Origin of the sequence: Streptomyces sp. NPDC007264 (assembly GCF_042869095.1) — a bacterium.
Classification (GTDB): Bacteria; Actinomycetota; Actinomycetes; order Streptomycetales; family Streptomycetaceae; genus Streptomyces.
The window spans coordinates 126,593-146,206 of the sequence record NZ_JBIAFD010000011.1 but is presented as its reverse complement, the minus strand read 5'-3'; the positions used below and the strand labels follow the sequence as shown (position 1 = coordinate 146,206).

The window sequence follows — 19,614 nt, the reverse complement described above, 5'->3', positions numbered from 1 at the left end:
GCGGAGGCGTAGGTTCCGCTCTGGATCAATTCGCAAACGAAGCGAGTTCTCATGCAAACCCCCACATGTCTGGCAGCCGAGCTACGACTCCCCACGAACGGGCTCGACTACGCGATTCTCGGGATCTACTTCGTGGTCGTCCTGGGCATCGGCTTCGCCGCCCGCCGCTCCGTGAAGACCAGCCTCGACTTCTTCCTCTCCGGGCGCTCCCTGCCCGCCTGGATCACCGGCCTGGCCTTCATCTCCGCCAACCTGGCCGCCACCGAGATCCTGGGGATGGCCGCCAACAGCGCCCAGTACGGCGCCTACACGGTCCACTGGTACTGGATCGGCGCCATCCCGGCCATGGTCTTCCTCGGCCTGGTGATGATGCCCTTCTACTACGGCTCCAAGGTCCGCTCGGTCCCCGAGTTCCTGCTGCTCCGCTTCGACAGGTGGGCCCACCTGTTCAGTTCGGTCCTGTTCGCGTTCGCCGCGATCCTGATCGCGGGCGTCAACCTCTACGCCCTCGCGATCGTCGTCGAGGCGCTGCTCGGCTGGCCGCAGTGGGTGGCGATCGTGGTCGCGGGCTTCTTCGTCCTCGCGTACATCACCCTGGGCGGCCTGTCGTCCGCGATCTACAACGAGGTGCTCCAGTTCTTCGTGATCCTGGCGGCCCTCATCCCGATCACCGCGCTCGGCCTGAAGAAGGTCGGCGGCTGGGACGGCCTGACCGACTCCCTGACCAGGACGCACGGCCACCACTTCGTCACCGCGTGGGGCGGCACCGGCATCGGCAGTGCCAACCCGCTGGGCGCCAACTGGCTGACGATCGTCCTCGGCCTCGGCTTCGTGCTGTCCTTCGGCTACTGGACGACCAACTTCGCGGAGGTGCAGCGCGCGCTGTCCGCGAAGAACCTCTCCGCCGCCCGGCGCACCCCGCTGATCGCCGCGTTCCCGAAGATCTTCATCGTCTTCCTGGTGATGATCCCCGGCCTGGTCGCCGCCGTCCTCGTGCCGAAGATCGGCACCTCGGGCTCGGACCTCCAGTACAACGACGCCATCCCCTACCTGATGCAGGAGTTGCTGCCCAACGGCGTGCTCGGCGTCGCGGTGACCGGTCTGCTGGCGGCGTTCATGGCGGGCATGGCGGCCAACGTGTCGTCCTTCAACACGGTGTTCACCAACGACATCTGGGCGAAGTACGTGGTCAGGGGCCGAGAGGACGGGTACTACGTGAACTTCGGCCGCCTCATCACCGCCGTCGGCGTGCTCGCCTCGATCGGCACCGCCTTCCTGGCCTCGTCGTTCTCCAACATCATGAGCTACCTGCAGACGCTGTTCTCCTTCTTCAACGTGCCGATGTTCGTGGTCTTCGTCGTCGGCATGTTCTGGAAGCGCGCGTCGATGAGGTCCGGCTTCTGGGGCCTGCTCGCGGGCACCACCGCCGCGATGGTGAACTACTTCGTCATCTACAAGCGGGGCGTCATCGGCATCCCCTCCGACCAGGGCGCCAACTTCGTCTCGGCGATCGCGGGTTTCGTGGCCGGAGCGGTCGTGATGGCCGCCGTCTCGCTGTTCACCGCGCCGAAGCCCGCCGAGGACCTCCAGGGCCTGGTGTACGGCACCCTCCCCCAGTCTCGGCTTCGCTCGACCGGGGGGACCCCCATCCCCGGCACGGCCGAACCGCCCGCCGTCGGCGACGACGCCTGGTACCGCAAGCCCGCCCTGCTCGGCTGGGGCGCCGTCGTCCTCGCCGCCGCCTGCTACATCCCGTTCTCGTTCTGACCGCGGGAGGATGGAGAGACCGTGTCCGAGTACTCCGAGCGTGACGTCCAGCGCGAAGTCACCGATCTGGAGGGGAAGTCCGCGACCGCGGCCCGCCTCTTCGACATCCGCCGCATCATCGGCGGCCTGTTCGTGCTCTACGGCGTCATCGTCATGATCGCGGGCTTCACCGCCTCCGACGCCGCCATCAGGAAGGCCGAGGGGGTCAACATCAACCTGTGGACCGGCCTGGGAATGCTGCTGCTCGGCCTGTTCTTCCTGGCCTGGCTGAAGCTGCGCCCGACGGTGCCGCCGCCCTCGGACGCGCTGCCCGAGGACGAGCGGCCGGACGAGCGGCCGTCCCAGTAGCAGCCGTCCCGGTAGCGGCCGTCCCGGCCTCGCACCCGCCGGTACCGGGGGTCGGCGCCGTCACCGTGGCGCCGGCCCCGCCGTCCCTCACCGCGGCCCGCCCTCCCGCGGGACGATGTGGTTCACCGGGCCCGCCCGGTCCAGCAGCCCCGTGCGGGCCGCGAGCGCCGCCGCCTCCAGACGCGAACCCACCCCCAGCTTCATCAGGACCCGCTGCACATGGGTGCGGGCCGTCGAGGGCGCTATGCCCATCCCGGCCGCGATCAGCCGGGTGTCCTCGCCGTCCGCGACCCGCACCAGGACCTCCACCTCGCGCGGGGTGAGCATCTCCAGCAGCCGCTGGCCCTCGTCGTCCGGCTGGGCAGCCGGGTTGAGCAGTTCGCCGAACGCCCCCTGCAACAGCTGCGGCGCCACGGCCGCCTCACCCGCCCGCGCCTTCATGATCGCCCGCTCGACGCCCTCGATGCGCTCGTCATGGCGTACGTAGCCCGAGGCACCCGCGGCGAACGCGGCGGCGATGCCGCGCGGACTCGGCACCGGGCCCAGGACCAGCACCGCCACCTGCGGCCGGTCCCTCTTGATGCGCACCACCGGGTCGAAGACCCCCGGCTCGGCGGGCGCCGCCGTCCCCAGCAGACACACCTCCGGTGCCCTGGCGATCACCAGGTCCGCCGCGCCCGCGGCGGGCGCGGCGGCGGCCAGCACCCGGTGCCCCCGCAGCTTCAGCGCCGAGGCCAGCGCCTCGGCCAGCAGCCGGTGGTCGTCGACCACCATCAGCCGCACTCCCATCGAGCAACCCCCCAGTCCGCCCACGGACGTCCCCTGTGGACACCCACGGTCCCGCACGGACAGACGCCCCCGGCGCGCCCCCTGCCCTGCGCTGCCCCCGGAAGCTACACGCTTGTTCGACGTTGCGCTGCCCCTACTGGTGAGAAGTGCCCCGGATTACCGATATCCAGCCCATTCGCGCCTGATGAGGAATACGCGAAAGGCCCCGCCCCTGACCTGGAGCGGGACCTTCGCGTGCGCGCCCCGCGCGCTACTTCGCGCCGAAGCCGAGCGCCGTGTACTGCTTCTCGTTCGCCGAGTACGGCTTGCTGACCAGATCCTTGCCGAAGAACAACCGCCCGTCGGTGTAGAGCAGTTCGGAGGTCTTCGGGACCATGCTGCTGATGGCGCTGAGCACGGCTTCCGAGGCCGGGGTCTCCAGCAGCTCGGTCTGCTTCAGCGTCGAACCGTCGATCGAGACGACCTGGGAGCCCTTGTCGTACGGGCCGTCCTTGTAGGCCAGGACGTTCCCGCCGTCCATGCGGATCGGGAAGATCTCGTACCCGTCGCCGGCGTCGATCTTGTCACCGGTGGTCTTCCCGGTGGCCAGCGAGAACGCGATGATCTCGTTGGTCTGGCTGTACTCGGCCGAGCCGTCGTGCTGCTTGGTCGGGACGTACAGCTTGTCGTTGCCGACCGCGATCGCGTGGCAGTCGTGCACCTTGCCGACGCCGCAGTCGTGCTCGTAGTGGCCGTCCGCCAGCGTGATCTTCGTGCGCAGCTTGCCGCTGTCGTCCAGCGAGAAGACGTCCGTGACGCCCGACGCGGTGACCTCGCCCGAGTCCACGCCGAAGACGACCGGCTTGGTGGAGATGACCTTGGCGTTGTCGATGCCGGCGGGGAGCTTGTACGTCCACTTGACGGCGCCGCTCCTCTGGTCGAGCAGCTGCACCTCGTAGCTCTCGTTGCCGTAGTCGCCGCACTTGCGCACCGCGACAAGCTGCTCGCCGCCCGCGTAGCCGACGTCCTCGCACGCGCCGACCTTGGGCTGCCACAGGCTCTTGCCGGTGGCCACGTCGAAGGCGGCGCCGCCGTCGTAGCCGCCGCCGACCGCGACCGTGCTGCCGCTGATCGAGACCTCGCCGAACGGGATCGGGCTGCCGCCGTTGGAGACGGACTTGGTCCACAGCTTCTTGCCGGTGGCGACCTCGAACGCGGTGACGTCGCTGCACGGCTTGCGGTCGCTGGCCCCCGACCGCTTGCCGGACTCACTGACCACCGCGGCGATGCCCGAGGAGGTGATCTCCGGGGAGGCCGCGCACGTCTGGCCGTTCAGCGGCAGCGTCCACTTGGTCGCGCCGGTGTCCGGGTCGTAGCCGACGATCTTTCCGATGCCGGCCTTGGCGTAGACGGTGTCGGTGAGCCAGGAACCGGCGACGCTGTCTATCTCCTGCTTGTCCGTGATCGTCGGCGCGGGCAGTTGGAAGAGCACCTTGCCGCTGGTGTCGGACGGGACCTTCTCCTTGGCACCGCCGGAGCCGCCGGTGCCGCCGGAGCCGCCCTTGCCGTCCTTGGAGCCGTTGCCGCCGCTCGTGCCGGAGGCGGAGTGCTTGTCCTTGTCCTTGCCGGACGAGCTGTTCGCGTACCAGACACCGCCACCGATGATCAGCGCGATGGCCGCCACCGCCGCGACGATGATCCACACCTGGGCGCTGGGTCCCTTGCGTCCGCCCTGCACGGCCTGCGGCTGCAGAGGGAGCGTCGGCCCCTGCGGATAGCCGTAACCGGGCTGGCCGTAGCCGGGCTGCTGCGGATAGCCGTACGGCTGCTGCGGCCCCGTGGGGGGCGGGGTCTGCGGCTGCGGGTAGCCGTACCCCGGGCCCTGCGCGGGTGGCGGGGGCGTCGGGGGAGGCGTCTGAGGAGGTGTCGGCGGGGGCGGCGTCTGGGGGGCGCCGAACCCGCCCGGCGGCGGGCTTTGCGGGGCGCCGAAGCCGCCAGGGGGCGGATCCTGCGGGGCGCCGAAGCCGCCCGGCGGCGGCTGGTTGGGGGGCGGGGGCGGCTGGCTCATGACGTGACTACCTCGAAGGACGGAAGGGTGGTGGGCGGGAACACGGGAGCAGCGGGCCGGGTCACTTGCCGTAGGCCAGCATCAGCTTCTCCTTCGACTGGTTGCTGCCCGACAGCCTGGTCGTCGAGATGTAGAAGCGGCCGTCCACGTAGTCGATCGCCTTGGAGAAGAAGCTGCTCTCGATCTGCGCGGTGCCCGAGGGATTCTGCAGCAGCTTGGTCGGGGTGTGGCCGGTGCCGCCCGTCGCGATGGAGACGATCTGCCCGCCGGCGGCGTACGACGGCTCGACATACGCGATCAGGTTGGTGCCGTCCGTCTTCAGCGGGAGCATCGACTCGTCCGCCGGGGACTTCACCCGCCACTTCTCCTTGCCCGTGTCGAGGCTGATCGCCACGATCTCGTTCGGGCCGGTCTTCGCCTCGGTCGGCAGGTACAGGGTGTTGGCGTCGGCCACCGCGCCCGTGCAGCCCTGCAGATCACGTTCGAGGATGGCCCAGCCGCACTCGGGCGAGAAGGACTCGTTGACGTCGACCTGGGCGCGCAGCGAGCCGTCGTTCTTCAGCGCGGAGACGTTCCACTGCTTCTTGTCCTCGTTGGTGAGGTACAGGACGACGGGGTCGACGGAGTAGGCGCGTGCGACGGTCCAGCCCTTGGGAATCTTCTTCGTCCACTTGGCCTTGCCGGTCGCGGGGTCCAGCTCCTGCACCTCGTCGTGCGCGTTCGACCCGCCGGCGTCGCAGGACGCGACGGAGAGGATCCTCGCGCCGCCCGCGAACGCGGTCGGGAAGCATGCGGAGCCGTAGCGCTGCTTGTCCCACAGTTTCTTGCCGGTGGCGACGTCGTAGGCCGTGCCGGACTGCGAGCGGCCGACCATCAGCGTCTTGCCGGTGACGGTGAGTTCGAGGCTGAGGGTGCTGTCGAACAGGTCGCCCTCGGCGATCTGCGTGCTCCAGCCCTTCTTGCCGGTGCCGAGGTCGATCTGCTGGAGCTGGTTACACTTGGCGTTGTCGCTGACACCGCTCATGTAGGCGACGACGACCTTGTCGTCGGCCGTCTTCTGCGGGGTGACCGCGCAGATCTTCTGCGGGAAGGTGATCGGGTCCCAGGAGGGGTTGCCGTCACCGACGTTGTAGGCGAAGACCTGCTTGTAGGCGGCCTTCACCGCCGTCTTGCCGGTGATCCACATGCTGGGGGCGTCGGCGCCGGAACCGGGTGCTTCGGGCGCCTCCTTGTACCAGAGGACCTTCGCCTCACCGGCCTTGCGGCCCTCGTTGAGGTTCTCCGGGTCCTCGCCGCCGTTGCCGCTGCCGTCGCCCGGGTCGACCGGGGACGACGCCGTGGCGGACGGTCCGGCGCTGTGGCTCTTCTCGGCGACGGGCTTCTCGTCCCCGCCACCGCCGCTGGTGACCGCGTACACGGTCCCGCCTATGACGGCCAGCGCGGCGACCGCGGCGCCCACGGCCAGCGCGGGCTTGCCCTTGAAGGGGTTCCTGGAGCCGCCGGGCGGCGGGGTGGGGGCGCCGGGATACGGGGCCGGCTGCTGCGGGTAGCCGTAGCCGGGCTGGGGCGTGGCGTAGGGGCCGGGCTGCTGACCGTACGGGCCGGGCTGGCCGTACGGGCCCGGCTGCGCGTACGGGCCGGACGGCTGCTGGGGATAGCCGTACCCCGGCTGCGGCGGCCCCGGGGGCTGGCTGGGCGGCGGCGGAGGCGGCGTGGACGGAGGCTGCGCGGGCGGCGGTGTGGCCTGCCGCGGGTCCTGCGGCGCCCCGAAGCCGCCCTGCCGCGGGTCCTGCGGCGCCCCGAAGCCACCCTGCGGCGGATCCTGCGGCGCTCCGAAGCCGCCCTGCGGCGGCTCGTTGGGCGGCTGAGTCATCAGCGCGTTCCCCCCTCTTGACTGATGTGTCCCCCGCCCGTGGTGCTGGAATCCGCCACGCCGGTGGTGCTCAGACTGTTCTCAGACGGCCCTTTCTACCATTGCGAAGCCCTCGCACACGGGGCCGGTCCTTCCCCTGTTCCCAAGGGAGGACCGGCCCGTGATGCCCTCGTTACGCGCCTTCACGGGCCCTTCACGCCGCGTGCGCGCCGTCCGCCGAACGCCTAGACCTCGTCGGCGAGTTCCAGCCAGCGCAGCTCCAGTTCCTCGCGTTCGCGCACCAGTTCACGCAGCTCGGCGTCCAGCGCGGCGACCTTCTCGAAGTCCGTCGCGTTCGCGGCGATTTGCTCGTGCAGCCTGGTCTCCCGCTCGGACAACTTGTCCAACTGCCGCTCGACTCGCTGGAGTTCCTTCTTGGCCGCGCGGGAGTCGGCGGCCGACGCGGCGGCCTTGCCGACCGTGGGCGCGGGGGCCGCGGCCGCGGCGGCCGCCTCCTCCATGCGGTGGCGCCGCTCCAGGTACTCGTCGATGCCGCGGGGCAGCATCCGCAGCGTGGCGTCGCCGAGGAGGGCGTAGACCGTGTCCGTGGTCCGCTCGACGAAGAACCGGTCGTGCGAGATCACGACCATGGAGCCGGGCCAGCCGTCCAGGAGGTCCTCGAGCTGGGTCAGGGTCTCGATGTCGAGGTCGTTGGTGGGCTCGTCGAGGAAGAGGACGTTGGGCTCGTCCATCAGCAGCCGCAGGAGCTGCAGGCGCCGGCGCTCACCGCCGGACAGGTCCCCCACCGGCGTCCACTGCTTCTCCTTGCCGAAGCCGAACGTCTCGCACAGCTGGCCGGCGGTCATCTCGCGCCCCTTGCCGAGGTCGACGCGGTCGCGGACCCGCTGCACGGCCTCCAGGACCCGCCACGCGGGGTCGAGCTCGGCCACCTCCTGCGAGAGGTAGGCGAGCCTGACGGTCCTGCCGACGACGATCCGGCCGCCGGCGGGCTGCCGCTCGCCCTCGCTGCGCGCGGCGTCGGCCATGGCGCGCAGCAGGGAGGTCTTGCCGGCGCCGTTGACCCCGACCAGGCCGACGCGGTCGCCGGGGCCGAGCTGCCAGGTGACGTGCTTGAGCAGCACCTTGGGCCCCGCCTGGACGGTGACGTCCTCGAGGTCGAAGACCGTCTTCCCGAGCCGCGACGACGCGAACTTCATCAGCTCGCTGCTGTCCCGGAGCGGCGGCACGTCGCTGATCAGTTCGTTGGCGGCCTCGATGCGGAAGCGGGGCTTGGAGGTGCGGGCGGGCGCGCCGCGCCGCAGCCAGGCCAGCTCCTTCCTGACCAGGTTCTGGCGCTTGACCTCCTCGGTGGCGGCGATGCGCTCGCGTTCGGCGCGGGCGAAGACGTAGTCGGAGTAGCCGCCGTCGTACTCGTGGACCGTGCCCCGCTGCACGTCCCACATCCGGGTGCACACCTGGTCCAGGAACCACCGGTCGTGGGTGACGCACACGAGCGCGGAACGGCGCTCGCGCAGATGCCCGGCGAGCCAGGCGATGCCCTCGACGTCGAGGTGGTTGGTGGGCTCGTCGAGGACGATCAGGTCCTGCTCGGCGATGAGCAGCTTGGCCAGCGCGATACGGCGCCGCTCGCCGCCGGACAACGGTCCGATGACGGTGTCGAGCCCCTGGGGGAACCCGGGCATGTCGAGCCCGCCGAACAGCCCCGTGAGCACGTCCCTGATCTTCGCGTTCCCCGCCCACTCGTGGTCGGCCATGTCCCGGATGACCTCGTGGCGCACGGTGGCGGCCGGGTCGAGGGAGTCGTACTGGGTGAGCACGCCCAGGCGCAGCCCGCCGGAGTGGGTGACGCGGCCGGAGTCTGTCTCCTCCAGCCTGGCAAGCATCCGGATCAGGGTGGTCTTGCCGTCGCCGTTGCGTCCGACGACCCCGATCCGGTCCCCTTCGGACACGCCGAGCGAGACGCCGTCGAGCAGGGCACGGGTGCCGTACACCTTGCTGACGTTCTCGACATTGACCAGGTTGACGGCCATTTCACTCCTGCGCGCGGGGATCGGATCAGCCTTCAAGCGTAGGGCCTCCGGGAGGGGATGCGGCGCGCGAGGTGATCGTCACTCTTTGTGGTGACGTGACGGCTGATCGACGGCTACGGTGGGAAGCAGGCCGCAAGGATCCCTTCCATGGGAGGAACCATGATCGCCGAGTCCACCGAGCAGTCTCGCTGGCCGATGCCGCCGATGGACGGTTACACCGTGGACGACCTGTTCGCGCTTCCGGATCTCCCGCCGCACACCGAGCTGATCGACGGGAGTCTGGTCTTCGTGAGCCCGCAGCGCTGTTTCCACTTCGCCGCGATCGACCTGCTGGTGAGCGGCTTGCGCCGCACCTTGCCGCCCGACCTCAAGGTCGCTCGCGAGATGACGGTGGTGCTGGACCGGCGCAACGGGCCCGAACCGGACATCTCCGTCGTGAAGGCCGGCGCCCGGAAGGGGCCCTTGCAGACGCACTTCGAGGCCAAGGACGTCGTGCTGGCCGTCGAGGTCGTCTCTCCCGAGTCCGAGTCGCGCGACCGCTTCACCAAGCCACACAAGTACGCCGCGGCCGGTATCCGCCACTTCTGGCTGGTCGAGATGGCGAACTCGGACGGCCATCCGGCCGTTCAGGTCCACGAGCTGGGTGAGACCACCGGCACCTACGCCCTGACCGGCATTTATCACGACCACATCAAGGTCGACGTGCCTTACCCCATCGACATCGACCTGACCGCCATCGACGAACTCTGAGCCCGGTCGCCGTCACCCTGCCGCGCCCCGCCCCCGTCCCGCCCGCTCCACCAGCAGCCAGCCCGCGAGCGTCATCAGCACGGCAGCGGGCGCGGTGACACGGACCGCTATCAGCAGCGCCGTGCGGCCTTCCAGGAGTCCTCCGAAGCCGACCGTCGACAGGCCGAGCACCCCGAGGAGGCACAGCGTGACGCCGAGCGCGGAGGCGGGTCCCGCCCAGGCGCGCGGCGCACTCGACTCCCGTGTCCCCGAGGGTTTTTCGGCGTGACGGAAGACGGCCACCAGGACCCCGGTGAGCATCACGGCGACCATGATCCGCAATGGTACCTGTACCCACCATGCACCAGATCCGGGCTCCGGCAGCCGGACGTCCGCGGCGAGCAGCGCGCCGTAGACGCCGAGCATCGCCGTGAGGTGCCACAGGAACGCGGTCATGGAGATGCCGTTGGCGGCCACGACCGTGCGCCACACGCGCGGCCGTCGCAGCCACCGGGTGACGGGGCCGCGCAGCAGCTCCACCGCCCCGACGAGCCACAGCCCGTGGCACAGCAGCGCGAGCGTGGGCGGCGCCATGTTGGAGACCTTCTCGCCGGGCATCCCGACCATCGACAGCGGGTAGGGCCCGCAGGCCACCAGCAGCGCGGCACCCGCGAGGCCGGCCCCGGCCAGGACGTAGGGCCGGCTCAGCCTCCCGTCCGCCCGCAGGAACCCCAGCTGGTGGACGGCGAGCCAGACGAAGGCGAAGTTCAGGAACTCCACGTAGGGCACGCCGAGGCCGAAGCGGAGCACGTCGACGGCCGCGGCCGACCCGGCCAGCATCCCGAAAGCGCCCCATCCCCATCGCTCGTGCAGCCGCAGCAGCGGCGGCGTGAAGGCGACCATGGCCAGGTAGATCCCGACGAACCACAGGGGCTGCGCGACCAGCCGCAGACTGATGTCGAGCAACCCGCCTCCGTGTCCGCTCAGTTGGAGGGCGAGCGCCGCTGCGCCCCACACGGCGATGAAGACGACCGTCGGCCGCAGCAGCCGCTGCAGCCGGGCGCGCAGGAAGACCGCATAGGGGCGAGCGGTCCTGCGGCCGAGCGAGCGCATCGAGAGGGCGTGCGAGAAGCCGCCGACGAAGAAGAACACCGGCATGACCTGGAACACCCAGGTCAGCAGCTGGAGCCGGGGCTGCAGGGCGAGCAGGTTGCCCACCCGGGCGTGCCCGTCCGCGCCCACGGACACGGCGGCCATCAGCCAGTGCCCGAGCACGACGGTCCCGAGTGAGGCGACCCGCAGCAGATCGATGGAACGGTCGCGGGACGCCGGGGTGGCGGCGGCGAGGTCGCTGGGTCTCATGGGGGTACGGTCGCGCGGACGCCCGGGGCCGCGTCAGCGCACTCGTACTCACATCGCTTCTGAGTACGTTTCCTTCACGGACCCGGTGCGGGCCCGTGCGGACCCGGTACGGGCCCGCCGCGCTCAGAGGACGGTGGCCCCCGGTGCCGGGGACGCCGCCACGCGGGCCGACCGGCACGTGCCCGACTCCGCCAGGGAGCCGGCGATCCGCGCGGCGCCGGCCGCGTCCGGTGCGAGGAACGCCGTCGTGGGCCCCGACCCCGACACCAGCGCCGCGAGCGCGCCCGCCGACCGCCCCGCGGCCAGCGCGTCCGCCAGCTCCGGGTACAGGGACAGCGCGGCCGGCTGAAGGTCGTTGGAGACCGCCGCCGCGAGCGCCGGGGCGTCCCCCTTGGACAGCGCGTCGAGCACGTCCTGCGAGGCGACGGGCCCGGGGATCGGCACGCCCTCCCCCAGCCGGTCGAACTCCCGGAACACCGCGGGGGTCGACAGCCCCCGCCCGGCCATCGCGAACACCCAGTGGAAGGTCCCGCCGACCTCCAGCGGTTCGAGCCGCTCGCCCCGCCCGGTGCCCAGCGCTGCCCCGCCCACCAGACTGAACGGCACGTCGCTGCCCAACTCGGCGCAGATGTCGAGGAGTTCCTCCCGCGACGCCCGCGTGCCCCAGAGGGTGTCGCAGGCCACCAGCGCCCCCGCGCCGTCCGCGCTGCCACCGGCCATGCCACCGGCGACGGGGATGTCCTTGGCGATGTGGAGGTGCACGGCCGCGTCGAGACCGCGGCGTCCGGCGAGCGTCAGCGCCGCCCGCGCCGCCAGGTTCGTCCGGTCGAGCGGCACCTGCGCGGCGTCCGGCCCCGAGCAGGTGACGCGCAGCCGGTCGGACGGGGTCACCGTGATCTCGTCGTAGAGGCCGACGGCGAGGAAGACGTTCGCCAGGTCGTGGTAGCCGTCGGGGCGGGCGCCGCCCACCGCGAGCTGCACATTGACCTTGGCCGGGACGCGTACGGTCACGCTCACTGCCGGTCCGACTCCTTGTCCTCGGGGGTGGGGTTCTCCGCCGTGCCGTGTGCCCCGCGGTTCCGGTTCTCCGCGATGCGGGCGAACTCCTCGACCGTGAGGGACTCGCCGCGCGCCTGCGGCGACAGGCCGGCGGCGACGATCGCGGCCTCGGCCGCGGCGGCCGAGCCGGCCCACCCGGCGAGCGCGGCCCGCAGCGTCTTGCGCCGCTGCGCGAAGGCCGCGTCCACGACGGCGAACACGTCCTTCTTCGACGCCGAGGTCCTGACCGGCTCGGCCCGCCGCACCAGCGAGACGAGCCCGCTGTCGACGTTGGGCGCGGGCCAGAAGACCGTGCGCCCGATGGCTCCGGCGCGCCTGACGTCCGCGTACCAGTTGGCCTTGACGGACGGCACCCCGTACACCTTCGAGCCGGGCGCGGCGGCGAGCCGGTCGGCGACCTCGGACTGCACCATCACCAGCGTCCGCTCGATGCTCGGGAAGGTGTCGAGCATGTGCAGCAGCACGGGCACGGCGACGTTGTACGGCAGGTTCGCGACGAGCGCGGTGGGCGCCGGGCCCGGCAGTTCGTTCACGTGGAGGGCGTCGCAGTGCACCAGCGTGAACCGCTCGGCGCGCTCGGGCATCCGCGCGGCGACGGTCGCGGGCAGTGCCGCCGCCAGGACGTCGTCGATCTCGACGGCGGTGACGCGCTCGGCGACCTCCAGCAGCGCCAGCGTCAGCGACCCGAGCCCGGGGCCCACCTCCACCACCACGTCGTCGGGACGCACCTCGGCGGTGCGCACGATGCGCCGCACCGTGTTGGCGTCGATGACGAAGTTCTGGCCGCGCTGCTTGGTGGGGCGCACGCCGAGGGCCGCCGCCAGTTCACGGACGTCGGCGGGCCCCAGAAGGGCGTCGGAGGGGGGGCTGCTCACGGACCAAGGGTACGGGGCGGCGCGGAGCGGTCGCGCGGGCGTGGGCGCCGGGCCCCGGTCAGCGGTACGACGCCGGTCACCGGCACGACGCTCACCGGCACACGCTCACCGGTCCGACGCTCACCGGTACAGGCGCTCACCGGTACAGGCGCGACCCGCAGTGCGGCCAGGGGCCGGCCCCCTGGCGCACGTACAGCTTCTTCGCGCGGTAGGTCTGCTCGGTGGCCGGGGCGTCCTGGGGCCGTCCGGACCCGCCGAGCCTGCGCCAGGTGCGCCGGTCGAACTGGTAGAGGCCCCCGTAGGTGCCGGACGCGTCCACCGCGTGCGGCCGGCCCCCCGACTCGCAGGCGGCGAGCGCCTCCCAGTTCAGGTGCTCCGCGCCCCGCACCGAGCCCAGCCGCGGCTTGGTGCCCACCCGCACCAGCTGGGTCCGCGGCTCCCGCACCACCTCCGACCCGAGGCGCCGCGGCTTCTGCTTGACGCCGTTGACGGTGCGCAGGGAGTACGTGACGCGGCGGGTGCCCGGCTGCCCGGCGCGGGCCACCACCTCGGTGCCCCGGAACAGCGTCGGGTCGTTCCTGCGGCGCACACGGAACGGGATGGGCTCCTCGCGGTACTCCTTGGCGCCGGTGATCCGCAGCACGGTCACCGTCTGCCCGTCGCGCGGGAAGCTCCCCGGCGCCACCGAGAGCGTGTCCTGCCCGCGCAGGACGACCCCGGCCTCCGCGACGGCCTCCTGGACGGTCGCGGCGTTGGTGCGGATCATGCGGGTCCGCCCGTCCGCCATGACCGTCACCGTGCGCTCCGTACGGACGTCCAGCACAAGCCCCTCGCGGCCGATCCGCCGGGAGCGCGAGGTGGACACGTAGGCGCCCTCCGCGCGCACCCCGAGCTGCCGCAGCGCGCCGGCCACCGTCTGCGCGGTCGTCCACACCTGGCGCCGCTGCCCGTCGATGGTGAGCTGCACGGGGCGTCCGTAGCGCACGGCGACCTCGTCGCCGCTCAGGAGCGGGGTGCCGGGCGCGGGCGCGACGACGTCCTGCGCGCTCACCGCCACGCCCTCCTCGGCGAGCAGCTCGTGCACGTCGTCGGCGAAGGTGTGCAGCACGCGCGGCCTGCCGTCGACGGTCAGTTCGATCACCTTGTCCTTGGCGACGAACGCGGTGGTACCGCCCGCGAGAAAGGCGACGACCAGCGCCTGGGGAAGCAGACGGCGCACGGAAGGTGTACGTGCCGCGCCCTTCCTGCGCCGAGCGGCATGCCGGGCCTGGGCGCGCGCTCCGGGGCCGGGGGCGCCGTCCTCCTGCTCCACGAGCGGGGCCGCCGTCCGGCCGGCGCGCGCCGCGTGGGCCCGCGCCTCGTACGCGGGCCGATAGGTGTCCCGGTGTGCCCGGCCGTACGGGTCGCGGTCCTCGTACGGCGGGACGGGGCCGGACGCCCCGCGCGGCAGGTACTGCCGGTTGCTCACGACGCCACACTCCAGAGGTCCGAGACGGGAGACCAGAACCTAGCGGCTGGCCGTCACTCTCCAAAGCAACGCGGCTACGCGGTGTCGCGACACGGCTCCGTGCGGGGGCACGGGCCCGGCGGGGGATCGTTGCCCTTCAGTAATCGAAGACGCGTGCCGTGTTCACCCCGACGGCCGCCGCCAGCGTGTCCTCCTCGACGCCCTTCACCGCGGCCATCGCGCGGACCGTGACCGGAACGAGGTACGGCGCGTTCGGCCGTCCGCGGTAGGGAGCGGGCGTCAGGAAGGGTGCGTCGGTCTCCACGAGGACGAGGTCGAGGGGCGCCACGGCGAGCGCGTCGCGCAGCGGCTGCGCGTTCTTGAAGGTCACGTTGCCCGCGAACGACATGAAGTACCCGGCGCGCGCGCAGACCTCGGCCATCGCCGCGTCACCCGAGAAGCAGTGGAAGACGGTCCGCTCGGGCGCGCCCTCCTCCTCGAGGATGCGCAGGACGTCGGCATGGGCGTCGCGGTCGTGGATGACCAGCGCCTTGCCGTGCCGCTTGGCGATCTCGATGTGCGCGCGGAAGGACCGCTCCTGGGCCGCCTTGCCCTCGGGGCCCGTGCGGAAGGAGTCGAGTCCGGTCTCCCCGACGCCCTTGACGTGCGGGAGGGCGGCCAGGCGGTCGATCTCGGCGAGCGCCTCGCCCAGGGCCGCGTCCCCGCCCGCCTCCCGCGCGCCCTGCCGCGACCATCCGTCGGGGTCTCCGTGCACGATCCGCGGCGCCTCGTTGGGGTGCAGCGCCACCGTGGCGTGCACGGCGTCGTGCGCGGCGGCCGTCTCGGCGGCCCAGCGCGAGCCCTTCACGTCGCAGCCCACCTGGACGACCGTGGTCACACCGACGGACGCGGCCTTGGCGAGGGCCTCCGCCACCGTCCCGGACTGCATGTCGAGGTGGGTGTGCGAGTCGGCGACGGGCACGCGGAGGGGTTCGGGAAGAGGCGGCGGGGCGTTCTTGCCGGACGCGGGGGAGGGCATGCCCCGATCCTACGGAAGCGGCGTGCCGCGCCCCGTCCGGGAGGGCCCGGGCCAGGCCGGGCCCCGGCGCTCAACCCGCCTTGCGGTGGTGGAACGGGTGCAGCAGGTCCGAGAGGTGCCAATGGTGGTGCCCCCCGGACTCCCCGGGCTCCGTCCGCGGCTCGTCGGCGGCGTCCGCGACCGGCCGCGGGGCCCGGCGGTGCGGCCGGTGCAGGGAGTTCTGCGCGGAGGAGACCTGGCCGGGGCGCATGATGCGCAGTATGTGGCTGTCGCAGTTGAGGCAGGTGGGCCGGCTCAGCGGCGAGGGCACGATCCGGCCGCCCGTCACGTACCTCACGAACTCGTTGCCGTCCCCGTCCAGATGGTGCTCTATCTCGTACGACTGCTCCCAGCCGTGCCCGCATCGCATGCAGGCGAAGGAATAGGACTCGTGCACGACGGCGGTCGCCGCACCCCGGTCGGTCCGCGTGACGTCGGGACCGGGTGCCGCGCCGCGGCCGGTCCCCCCTGCGATCTCACTCATGCCGCTCTCCTCTTGTCCTCCGGACAAGCGCCCGCGCAGGGCGGGGTTCCCCCTGAATCCCGCGGGGTCCCGCTGCGGGCGGGGGACGGGTGCGTCCCCTCCCCCCAGTGGACGCCTTCACCAGCGCGAACGCAGCAGGCCCTGTCGAGTGTTGGAGGCGATTTGGACTCCGCTTGCCCAAGCGGCCCCGGTCACGGCCCACCGCTTTGCCTTCCACGGCAGCCCTTTGCCCGCCCATGGGGCGCATGCTCACAGGAGATGCACCCTGCTCAGCGGGGGTACGAGCCCCTCACGAGCCCCTTGGGCGCCGGGGCGCGACCCGCCCGGTCCCACGGCCGCCGCCGGGCCCGGACGGGGCGCGGAGCGCCCCCCGAAGCCGGGTCGGCGCTCACCCGGACCCGGCGGCGTTCTTCGCGGCAACGACCGCGTCGAACACCTCCCGCTTCGGCAGGCCCGCCTCGGCGGCCACGGCCGCGATCGCCTCCTTGCGCCGCTCCCCCGCGTCCTCCCGCACCCGCACCCGGCGCACCAGTTCGGCCGCGTCCGGTTCTTCGGCGGCCTTCTCCCCCGCCCCCTCCACGACGACGGTGATCTCGCCCCGCACGCCCTCGGCGGCCCACGCCGCCAGTTCTCCCAGGGGGCCGCGCCTGACCTCCTCGTACGTCTTGGTCAGCTCGCGGCAGACCGCGCCCCGGCGGGCGGTGCCGAACACCTCGGCCATGGCGGCGAGGGTGGCCGCCAGCCGGTGCGGCGCCTCGAAGAAGACCATCGTGCGCCGCTCCTCGCCGACCTCGCGCAGCCGCGACAGCCGCTCGCCGGCCTTGCGGGGCAGGAACCCCTCGAAGCAGAACCGGTCGACGGGCAGCCCGGACAGCGCGACCGCGGTGAGTACCGCGGAAGGACCCGGCACGGCGGTGACCCTGATCTCCCGCTCGACGGCGGCGGCGACCAGCCGGAACCCGGGGTCGGACACGGACGGCATCCCCGCGTCCGTCACCAGCAGCACGCGCGCGCCCCCGGCCAGCGCCTCGACCAGCTCCGGGGTGCGGGCCGACTCGTTGCCCTCGAAGTACGACACGACGCGCCCGGCCGGCTGCACGCCCAGCGCCTGGGTGAGCCGCCGCAGCCGGCGGGTGTCCTCGGCGGCGATCACATCGGCGCCGGCCAGCTCCTGCGCGAGCCGTGGCGGCGCGTCTTCGATGTCCCCGATGGGGGTGCCGGCGAGGACCAGGGTTCCGGGCGTGACTGTCACGTTTCCATCCTCCCAGGCGCCATGCGCGGGACTCACACAGACGCGTTCCCTACGATGGCGCGGTGACCAGTACCGCGTCCTCCACGGACACCCGGCAGGGCCGGGCCCCCGAAGACCAACCGCCGTCCTGGTACCAGAGGCTGCGCCGTTTCGGGTACACGGCGCGCCCGAGAAGCGACGTCCGCGACCGGCTGGTGCCGCCGTTCAGCGAGCCCAGCCCTCGCCTGTGGGCGGCGATCGGCCTGCGCAAGGAGGTCACCGACCGCATCACGCGCTGGTCGGCCTGGGGCGGCCCGCTCCTGGTGACTCTCGTGGCCGGGCTGCTGCGGTTCTGGAACCTGGGCAGCCCCCGAGCGGTGATATTCGACGAGACGTACTACGCCAAGGACGCCTGGACGCTCGTGCACAACGGGTACGAGGCGAACTGGGCGAAGAACGCCAACGAACTGGTCCTCCAGCACCACGGCCATGTGGCGATCCCCACGGACCCCGCGTACGTGGTGCATCCGCCGGTCGGCAAGTACGTCATCGGGCTCGGCGAGCTGGTCTTCGGGTTCAACCCGTTCGGCTGGCGCTTCATGACGGCGCTGCTGGGCACGCTGGCGGTGCTGCTGCTGTGCCGCATCGGCCGCCGGCTGTTCCGCTCGACCTTCCTGGGCTGCCTGGCCGGCGCGCTGCTGGCGGTGGACGGGCTGCAGTTCGTGATGAGCCGCACCTCGCTGCTGGACGGCGTCCTGGAGTTCTTCGTGCTGGCGGCCTTCGGCTGTCTGGTCGTCGACCGGGACAGGGCGCGCGCACGGCTGGCGGCGGCGCTGCCGTCGGACGCGGACGGCCGGGTGCGCCCCGACGCGAACACGGCGGAGACGACCCGCCTCGGCCCGCGCCCCTGGCGCTGGCTGGCGGGACTGATGCTCGGCCTGGCGATCGGCACCAAGTGGAACGGCCTCTACGTCCTGGCGGCGTTCTGTGTGATGACGGTCCTGTGGGACGTGGGGACGCGCCGGGTCGCGGGTGCCCGCCGCCCGTACCTGACGGTCCTCAAGCGCGACACGGGGCTGGCGTTCCTGGCGACGGTGCCGGTCGCGCTGGCCGTCTACCTCGCCTCCTGGACCGGCTGGATCCTGTCGCCCGCGGACGGCTCCGGCGGCTACTTCCGCAACTGGGCGGCCACCGACGGCAAGGGCGGGTCCTTCACCTTCCTGCCCGACTGGCTGCGCAGCCTGTGGCACTACGAGCACGAGGTCTACCTGTTCCACGTCCACCTGTCGTCGCCGCACACCTACCAGTCGAACCCGTGGAGCTGGATCGTGGTGGGCCGCCCCGTCTCGTACTTCTACGAGTCGCCCTCCCCGGGCGAGGCCGGCTGTCCCGCGGACGCGGGCGAGAAGTGCGCACGCGAGGTGCTCGCGCTCGGCACCCCGCTGCTGTGGTGGGCGGCCTGCTTCGCGATCCTCTACGTCCTGTGGCGGTGGGCGTTCCGCCGCGACTGGCGGGCCGGGGCGATCGCCTGCGGCATCGCGGCGGGCTATCTGCCCTGGTTCCTGTACCAGGAGCGGACGATCTTCTACTTCTACGCGGTCGTCTTCGCCCCGTTCCTGTGCCTGGCGGTGGCGATGATGACGGGCGCCGTCCTGGGCCCGCCCGGGTCGACCGAACGCCGCCGGGTCGTGGGCGCGGCGAGCGCGGGCGTGCTGGTCCTGCTGATCGCCTGGAACTTCATCTACTTCTGGCCGATCTACACGGGCACGACCATCCCGATCGAACAGTGGCGGTCGCGGATGTGGCTGGACACCTGGATCTAGTGCTGTGGCCGGCCCGACGCGGCCCCGCCCGGTCCCGGTGGTGCGCCGCGGGTCGGGCGGGGGTTCTCCGTCGGACGGAACAACCCAGCGGCGTGGGAAGGATCACTCGTCGTCGGCGACCTCGCCGCCCACTCCGTGCTGGAGCGCAAGGCGGGTGAGGTCGGCCCGGCGCCGGAATCCGGTCTTGCTGCCCAGCCGGTCCAGGTGGGAATGAACCGTGTGCTCGCTGATGTTCAGTTTCGAGGCGATCTCCCGGTCCGTGGCTCCGCTCGCGACGAGCTCCAGGATCTGCTTCTCCCGGCCGGTGATGCGGGGAGGGTTCTTGTGCCGGCCCCGGTGACTGATGAAACCGGTGGCGAAATAGCTCCGGCCGGAGGCGACCGAACGGACCGCGGCCAGCAGTTCGCCCTCTCCCGTCCGCTGGCTCAGGTAGCCCCGGGCACCGGCCTCGATGGACGGGACGAGATCGTTCTGCGTGGTGGAGCCGGACACCACGACGACCCGGTGCCCCTCCTCGTGCAGCCGGGTGATGATGTCGCACGTCTCGCTGACCGGGGCCTGGACGTTGAGCAGGACGACGTCGGCGTCCCCCACCTCGTGGCGCCCCGCGCCGACACGCCCGACGGGCGCCGTTCTCCGCAGGTCCGGAGCGCTGTCGATCACGTGAGCGAG

The 19,614-nt window shown here is 72.1% G+C and carries 16 protein-coding genes; 4 read left to right on the top strand and 12 right to left on the bottom strand.

What is annotated here, in order from left to right:
- The first annotated feature begins 51 nt into the window (after nt 1-51).
- Nucleotides 52-1,767, top strand: coding sequence for a sodium:solute symporter family protein (locus ACFYMU_RS20520; protein WP_388374817.1), 1,716 nt, complete (start codon nt 52-54; stop codon nt 1,765-1,767).
- Between the two features lie 21 nt (nt 1,768-1,788).
- On the top strand, nt 1,789-2,115 hold the full coding sequence (locus tag ACFYMU_RS20515; RefSeq protein ID WP_388374814.1) for a hypothetical protein: 327 nt from the start codon (nt 1,789-1,791) through the stop codon (nt 2,113-2,115).
- A gap of 87 nt (nt 2,116-2,202) precedes the next feature.
- On the opposite strand, the gene ACFYMU_RS20510 is transcribed toward ACFYMU_RS20515, so the two are convergent.
- The 4 genes from ACFYMU_RS20510 to ACFYMU_RS20495 form a co-directional block, all read right to left on the bottom strand.
- Nucleotides 2,203-2,904 (bottom strand): LuxR C-terminal-related transcriptional regulator, encoded by a 702-nt coding sequence (locus ACFYMU_RS20510; protein ID WP_388375171.1) that lies wholly within the window; start codon nt 2,902-2,904, stop codon nt 2,203-2,205.
- 250 nt (nt 2,905-3,154) lie between these two features.
- Nucleotides 3,155-4,951, bottom strand: a complete 1,797-nt coding sequence (locus tag ACFYMU_RS20505) for a PQQ-binding-like beta-propeller repeat protein (RefSeq protein WP_388374811.1) — start codon at nt 4,949-4,951, stop codon at nt 3,155-3,157.
- A gap of 61 nt (nt 4,952-5,012) precedes the next feature.
- Complete coding sequence (locus tag ACFYMU_RS20500) at nt 5,013-6,824, bottom strand: PQQ-binding-like beta-propeller repeat protein (RefSeq protein ID WP_388374809.1); 1,812 nt, start codon at nt 6,822-6,824, stop codon at nt 5,013-5,015.
- Nucleotides 6,825-7,048: 224 nt separating this feature from the next.
- On the bottom strand, nt 7,049-8,854 hold the full coding sequence (locus tag ACFYMU_RS20495; RefSeq protein WP_388374806.1) for an ABC-F family ATP-binding cassette domain-containing protein: 1,806 nt from the start codon (nt 8,852-8,854) through the stop codon (nt 7,049-7,051).
- A 159-nt stretch (nt 8,855-9,013) separates the two neighbouring features.
- On the opposite strand from ACFYMU_RS20495, the gene ACFYMU_RS20490 reads away from it, so the two are divergent.
- On the top strand, nt 9,014-9,604 hold the full coding sequence (locus ACFYMU_RS20490) for a Uma2 family endonuclease (RefSeq protein WP_388375169.1): 591 nt from the start codon (nt 9,014-9,016) through the stop codon (nt 9,602-9,604).
- Nucleotides 9,605-9,616: 12 nt separating this feature from the next.
- Here the strand turns inward: ACFYMU_RS20490 and ACFYMU_RS20485 are convergent, their stop codons facing one another.
- The 7 genes from ACFYMU_RS20485 to rsmI form a co-directional block, all read right to left on the bottom strand.
- Nucleotides 9,617-10,945: an acyltransferase gene (locus ACFYMU_RS20485; protein ID WP_388374804.1), complete on the bottom strand. Its 1,329-nt coding sequence runs from the start codon at nt 10,943-10,945 to the stop codon at nt 9,617-9,619.
- A gap of 123 nt (nt 10,946-11,068) precedes the next feature.
- Nucleotides 11,069-11,962 (bottom strand): 4-(cytidine 5'-diphospho)-2-C-methyl-D-erythritol kinase, encoded by an 894-nt coding sequence (locus ACFYMU_RS20480; protein WP_388374801.1) that lies wholly within the window; start codon nt 11,960-11,962, stop codon nt 11,069-11,071.
- The gene (gene rsmA, locus ACFYMU_RS20475) at nt 11,959-12,879 is read right to left on the bottom strand and encodes a 16S rRNA (adenine(1518)-N(6)/adenine(1519)-N(6))-dimethyltransferase RsmA (RefSeq protein WP_388374798.1); all 921 of its coding nucleotides are present in this window, start codon (nt 12,877-12,879) and stop codon (nt 11,959-11,961) included. The genes ACFYMU_RS20480 and rsmA overlap by 4 nt, the downstream gene beginning before the upstream one ends.
- 136 nt (nt 12,880-13,015) lie before the next feature.
- Nucleotides 13,016-14,347: a ubiquitin-like domain-containing protein gene (locus ACFYMU_RS20470; RefSeq protein WP_388374795.1), complete on the bottom strand. Its 1,332-nt coding sequence runs from the start codon at nt 14,345-14,347 to the stop codon at nt 13,016-13,018.
- A 136-nt stretch (nt 14,348-14,483) separates the two neighbouring features.
- The gene (locus ACFYMU_RS20465; RefSeq protein ID WP_388374792.1) at nt 14,484-15,365 is read right to left on the bottom strand and encodes a TatD family hydrolase; all 882 of its coding nucleotides are present in this window, start codon (nt 15,363-15,365) and stop codon (nt 14,484-14,486) included.
- 70 nt (nt 15,366-15,435) lie between these two features.
- Nucleotides 15,436-15,888, bottom strand: coding sequence for a hypothetical protein (locus ACFYMU_RS20460; RefSeq protein WP_388374789.1), 453 nt, complete (start codon nt 15,886-15,888; stop codon nt 15,436-15,438).
- 388 nt (nt 15,889-16,276) lie between these two features.
- Nucleotides 16,277-17,140, bottom strand: a complete 864-nt coding sequence (rsmI, locus tag ACFYMU_RS20455) for a 16S rRNA (cytidine(1402)-2'-O)-methyltransferase (RefSeq protein ID WP_388374787.1) — start codon at nt 17,138-17,140, stop codon at nt 16,277-16,279.
- 62 nt (nt 17,141-17,202) lie between these two features.
- Between rsmI and ACFYMU_RS20450 the strand changes: the two genes are divergently transcribed.
- Complete coding sequence (locus tag ACFYMU_RS20450; protein WP_388374784.1) at nt 17,203-18,942, top strand: dolichyl-phosphate-mannose--protein mannosyltransferase; 1,740 nt, start codon at nt 17,203-17,205, stop codon at nt 18,940-18,942.
- Between the two features lie 102 nt (nt 18,943-19,044).
- Here the strand turns inward: ACFYMU_RS20450 and ACFYMU_RS20445 are convergent, their stop codons facing one another.
- On the bottom strand, nt 19,045-19,605 hold the full coding sequence (locus tag ACFYMU_RS20445; RefSeq protein ID WP_388374781.1) for a LuxR C-terminal-related transcriptional regulator: 561 nt from the start codon (nt 19,603-19,605) through the stop codon (nt 19,045-19,047).
- Between the last annotated feature and the right edge of the window lie 9 nt (nt 19,606-19,614).

What these genes read in the sequence shown, in the direction of transcription:
- ACFYMU_RS20505 (WP_388374811.1), bottom strand. Translation starts at nt 4,951, where the DNA reads ATGAGCCAGCCGCCCCCGCCCCCCAACCAGCCGCCGCCGGGCGGCTTC.
- ACFYMU_RS20520 (WP_388374817.1), top strand. Translation starts at nt 52, where the DNA reads ATGCAAACCCCCACATGTCTGGCAGCCGAGCTACGACTCCCCACGAAC.
- ACFYMU_RS20495 (WP_388374806.1), bottom strand. Translation starts at nt 8,854, where the DNA reads ATGGCCGTCAACCTGGTCAATGTCGAGAACGTCAGCAAGGTGTACGGC.
- ACFYMU_RS20460 (WP_388374789.1), bottom strand. Translation starts at nt 15,888, where the DNA reads ATGAGTGAGATCGCAGGGGGGACCGGCCGCGGCGCGGCACCCGGTCCC.
- ACFYMU_RS20465 (WP_388374792.1), bottom strand. Translation starts at nt 15,365, where the DNA reads ATGCCCTCCCCCGCGTCCGGCAAGAACGCCCCGCCGCCTCTTCCCGAA.
- ACFYMU_RS20490 (WP_388375169.1), top strand. Translation starts at nt 9,014, where the DNA reads ATGATCGCCGAGTCCACCGAGCAGTCTCGCTGGCCGATGCCGCCGATG.
- ACFYMU_RS20510 (WP_388375171.1), bottom strand. Translation starts at nt 2,904, where the DNA reads ATGGGAGTGCGGCTGATGGTGGTCGACGACCACCGGCTGCTGGCCGAG.
- ACFYMU_RS20485 (WP_388374804.1), bottom strand. Translation starts at nt 10,945, where the DNA reads ATGAGACCCAGCGACCTCGCCGCCGCCACCCCGGCGTCCCGCGACCGT.
- ACFYMU_RS20500 (WP_388374809.1), bottom strand. Translation starts at nt 6,824, where the DNA reads ATGACTCAGCCGCCCAACGAGCCGCCGCAGGGCGGCTTCGGAGCGCCG.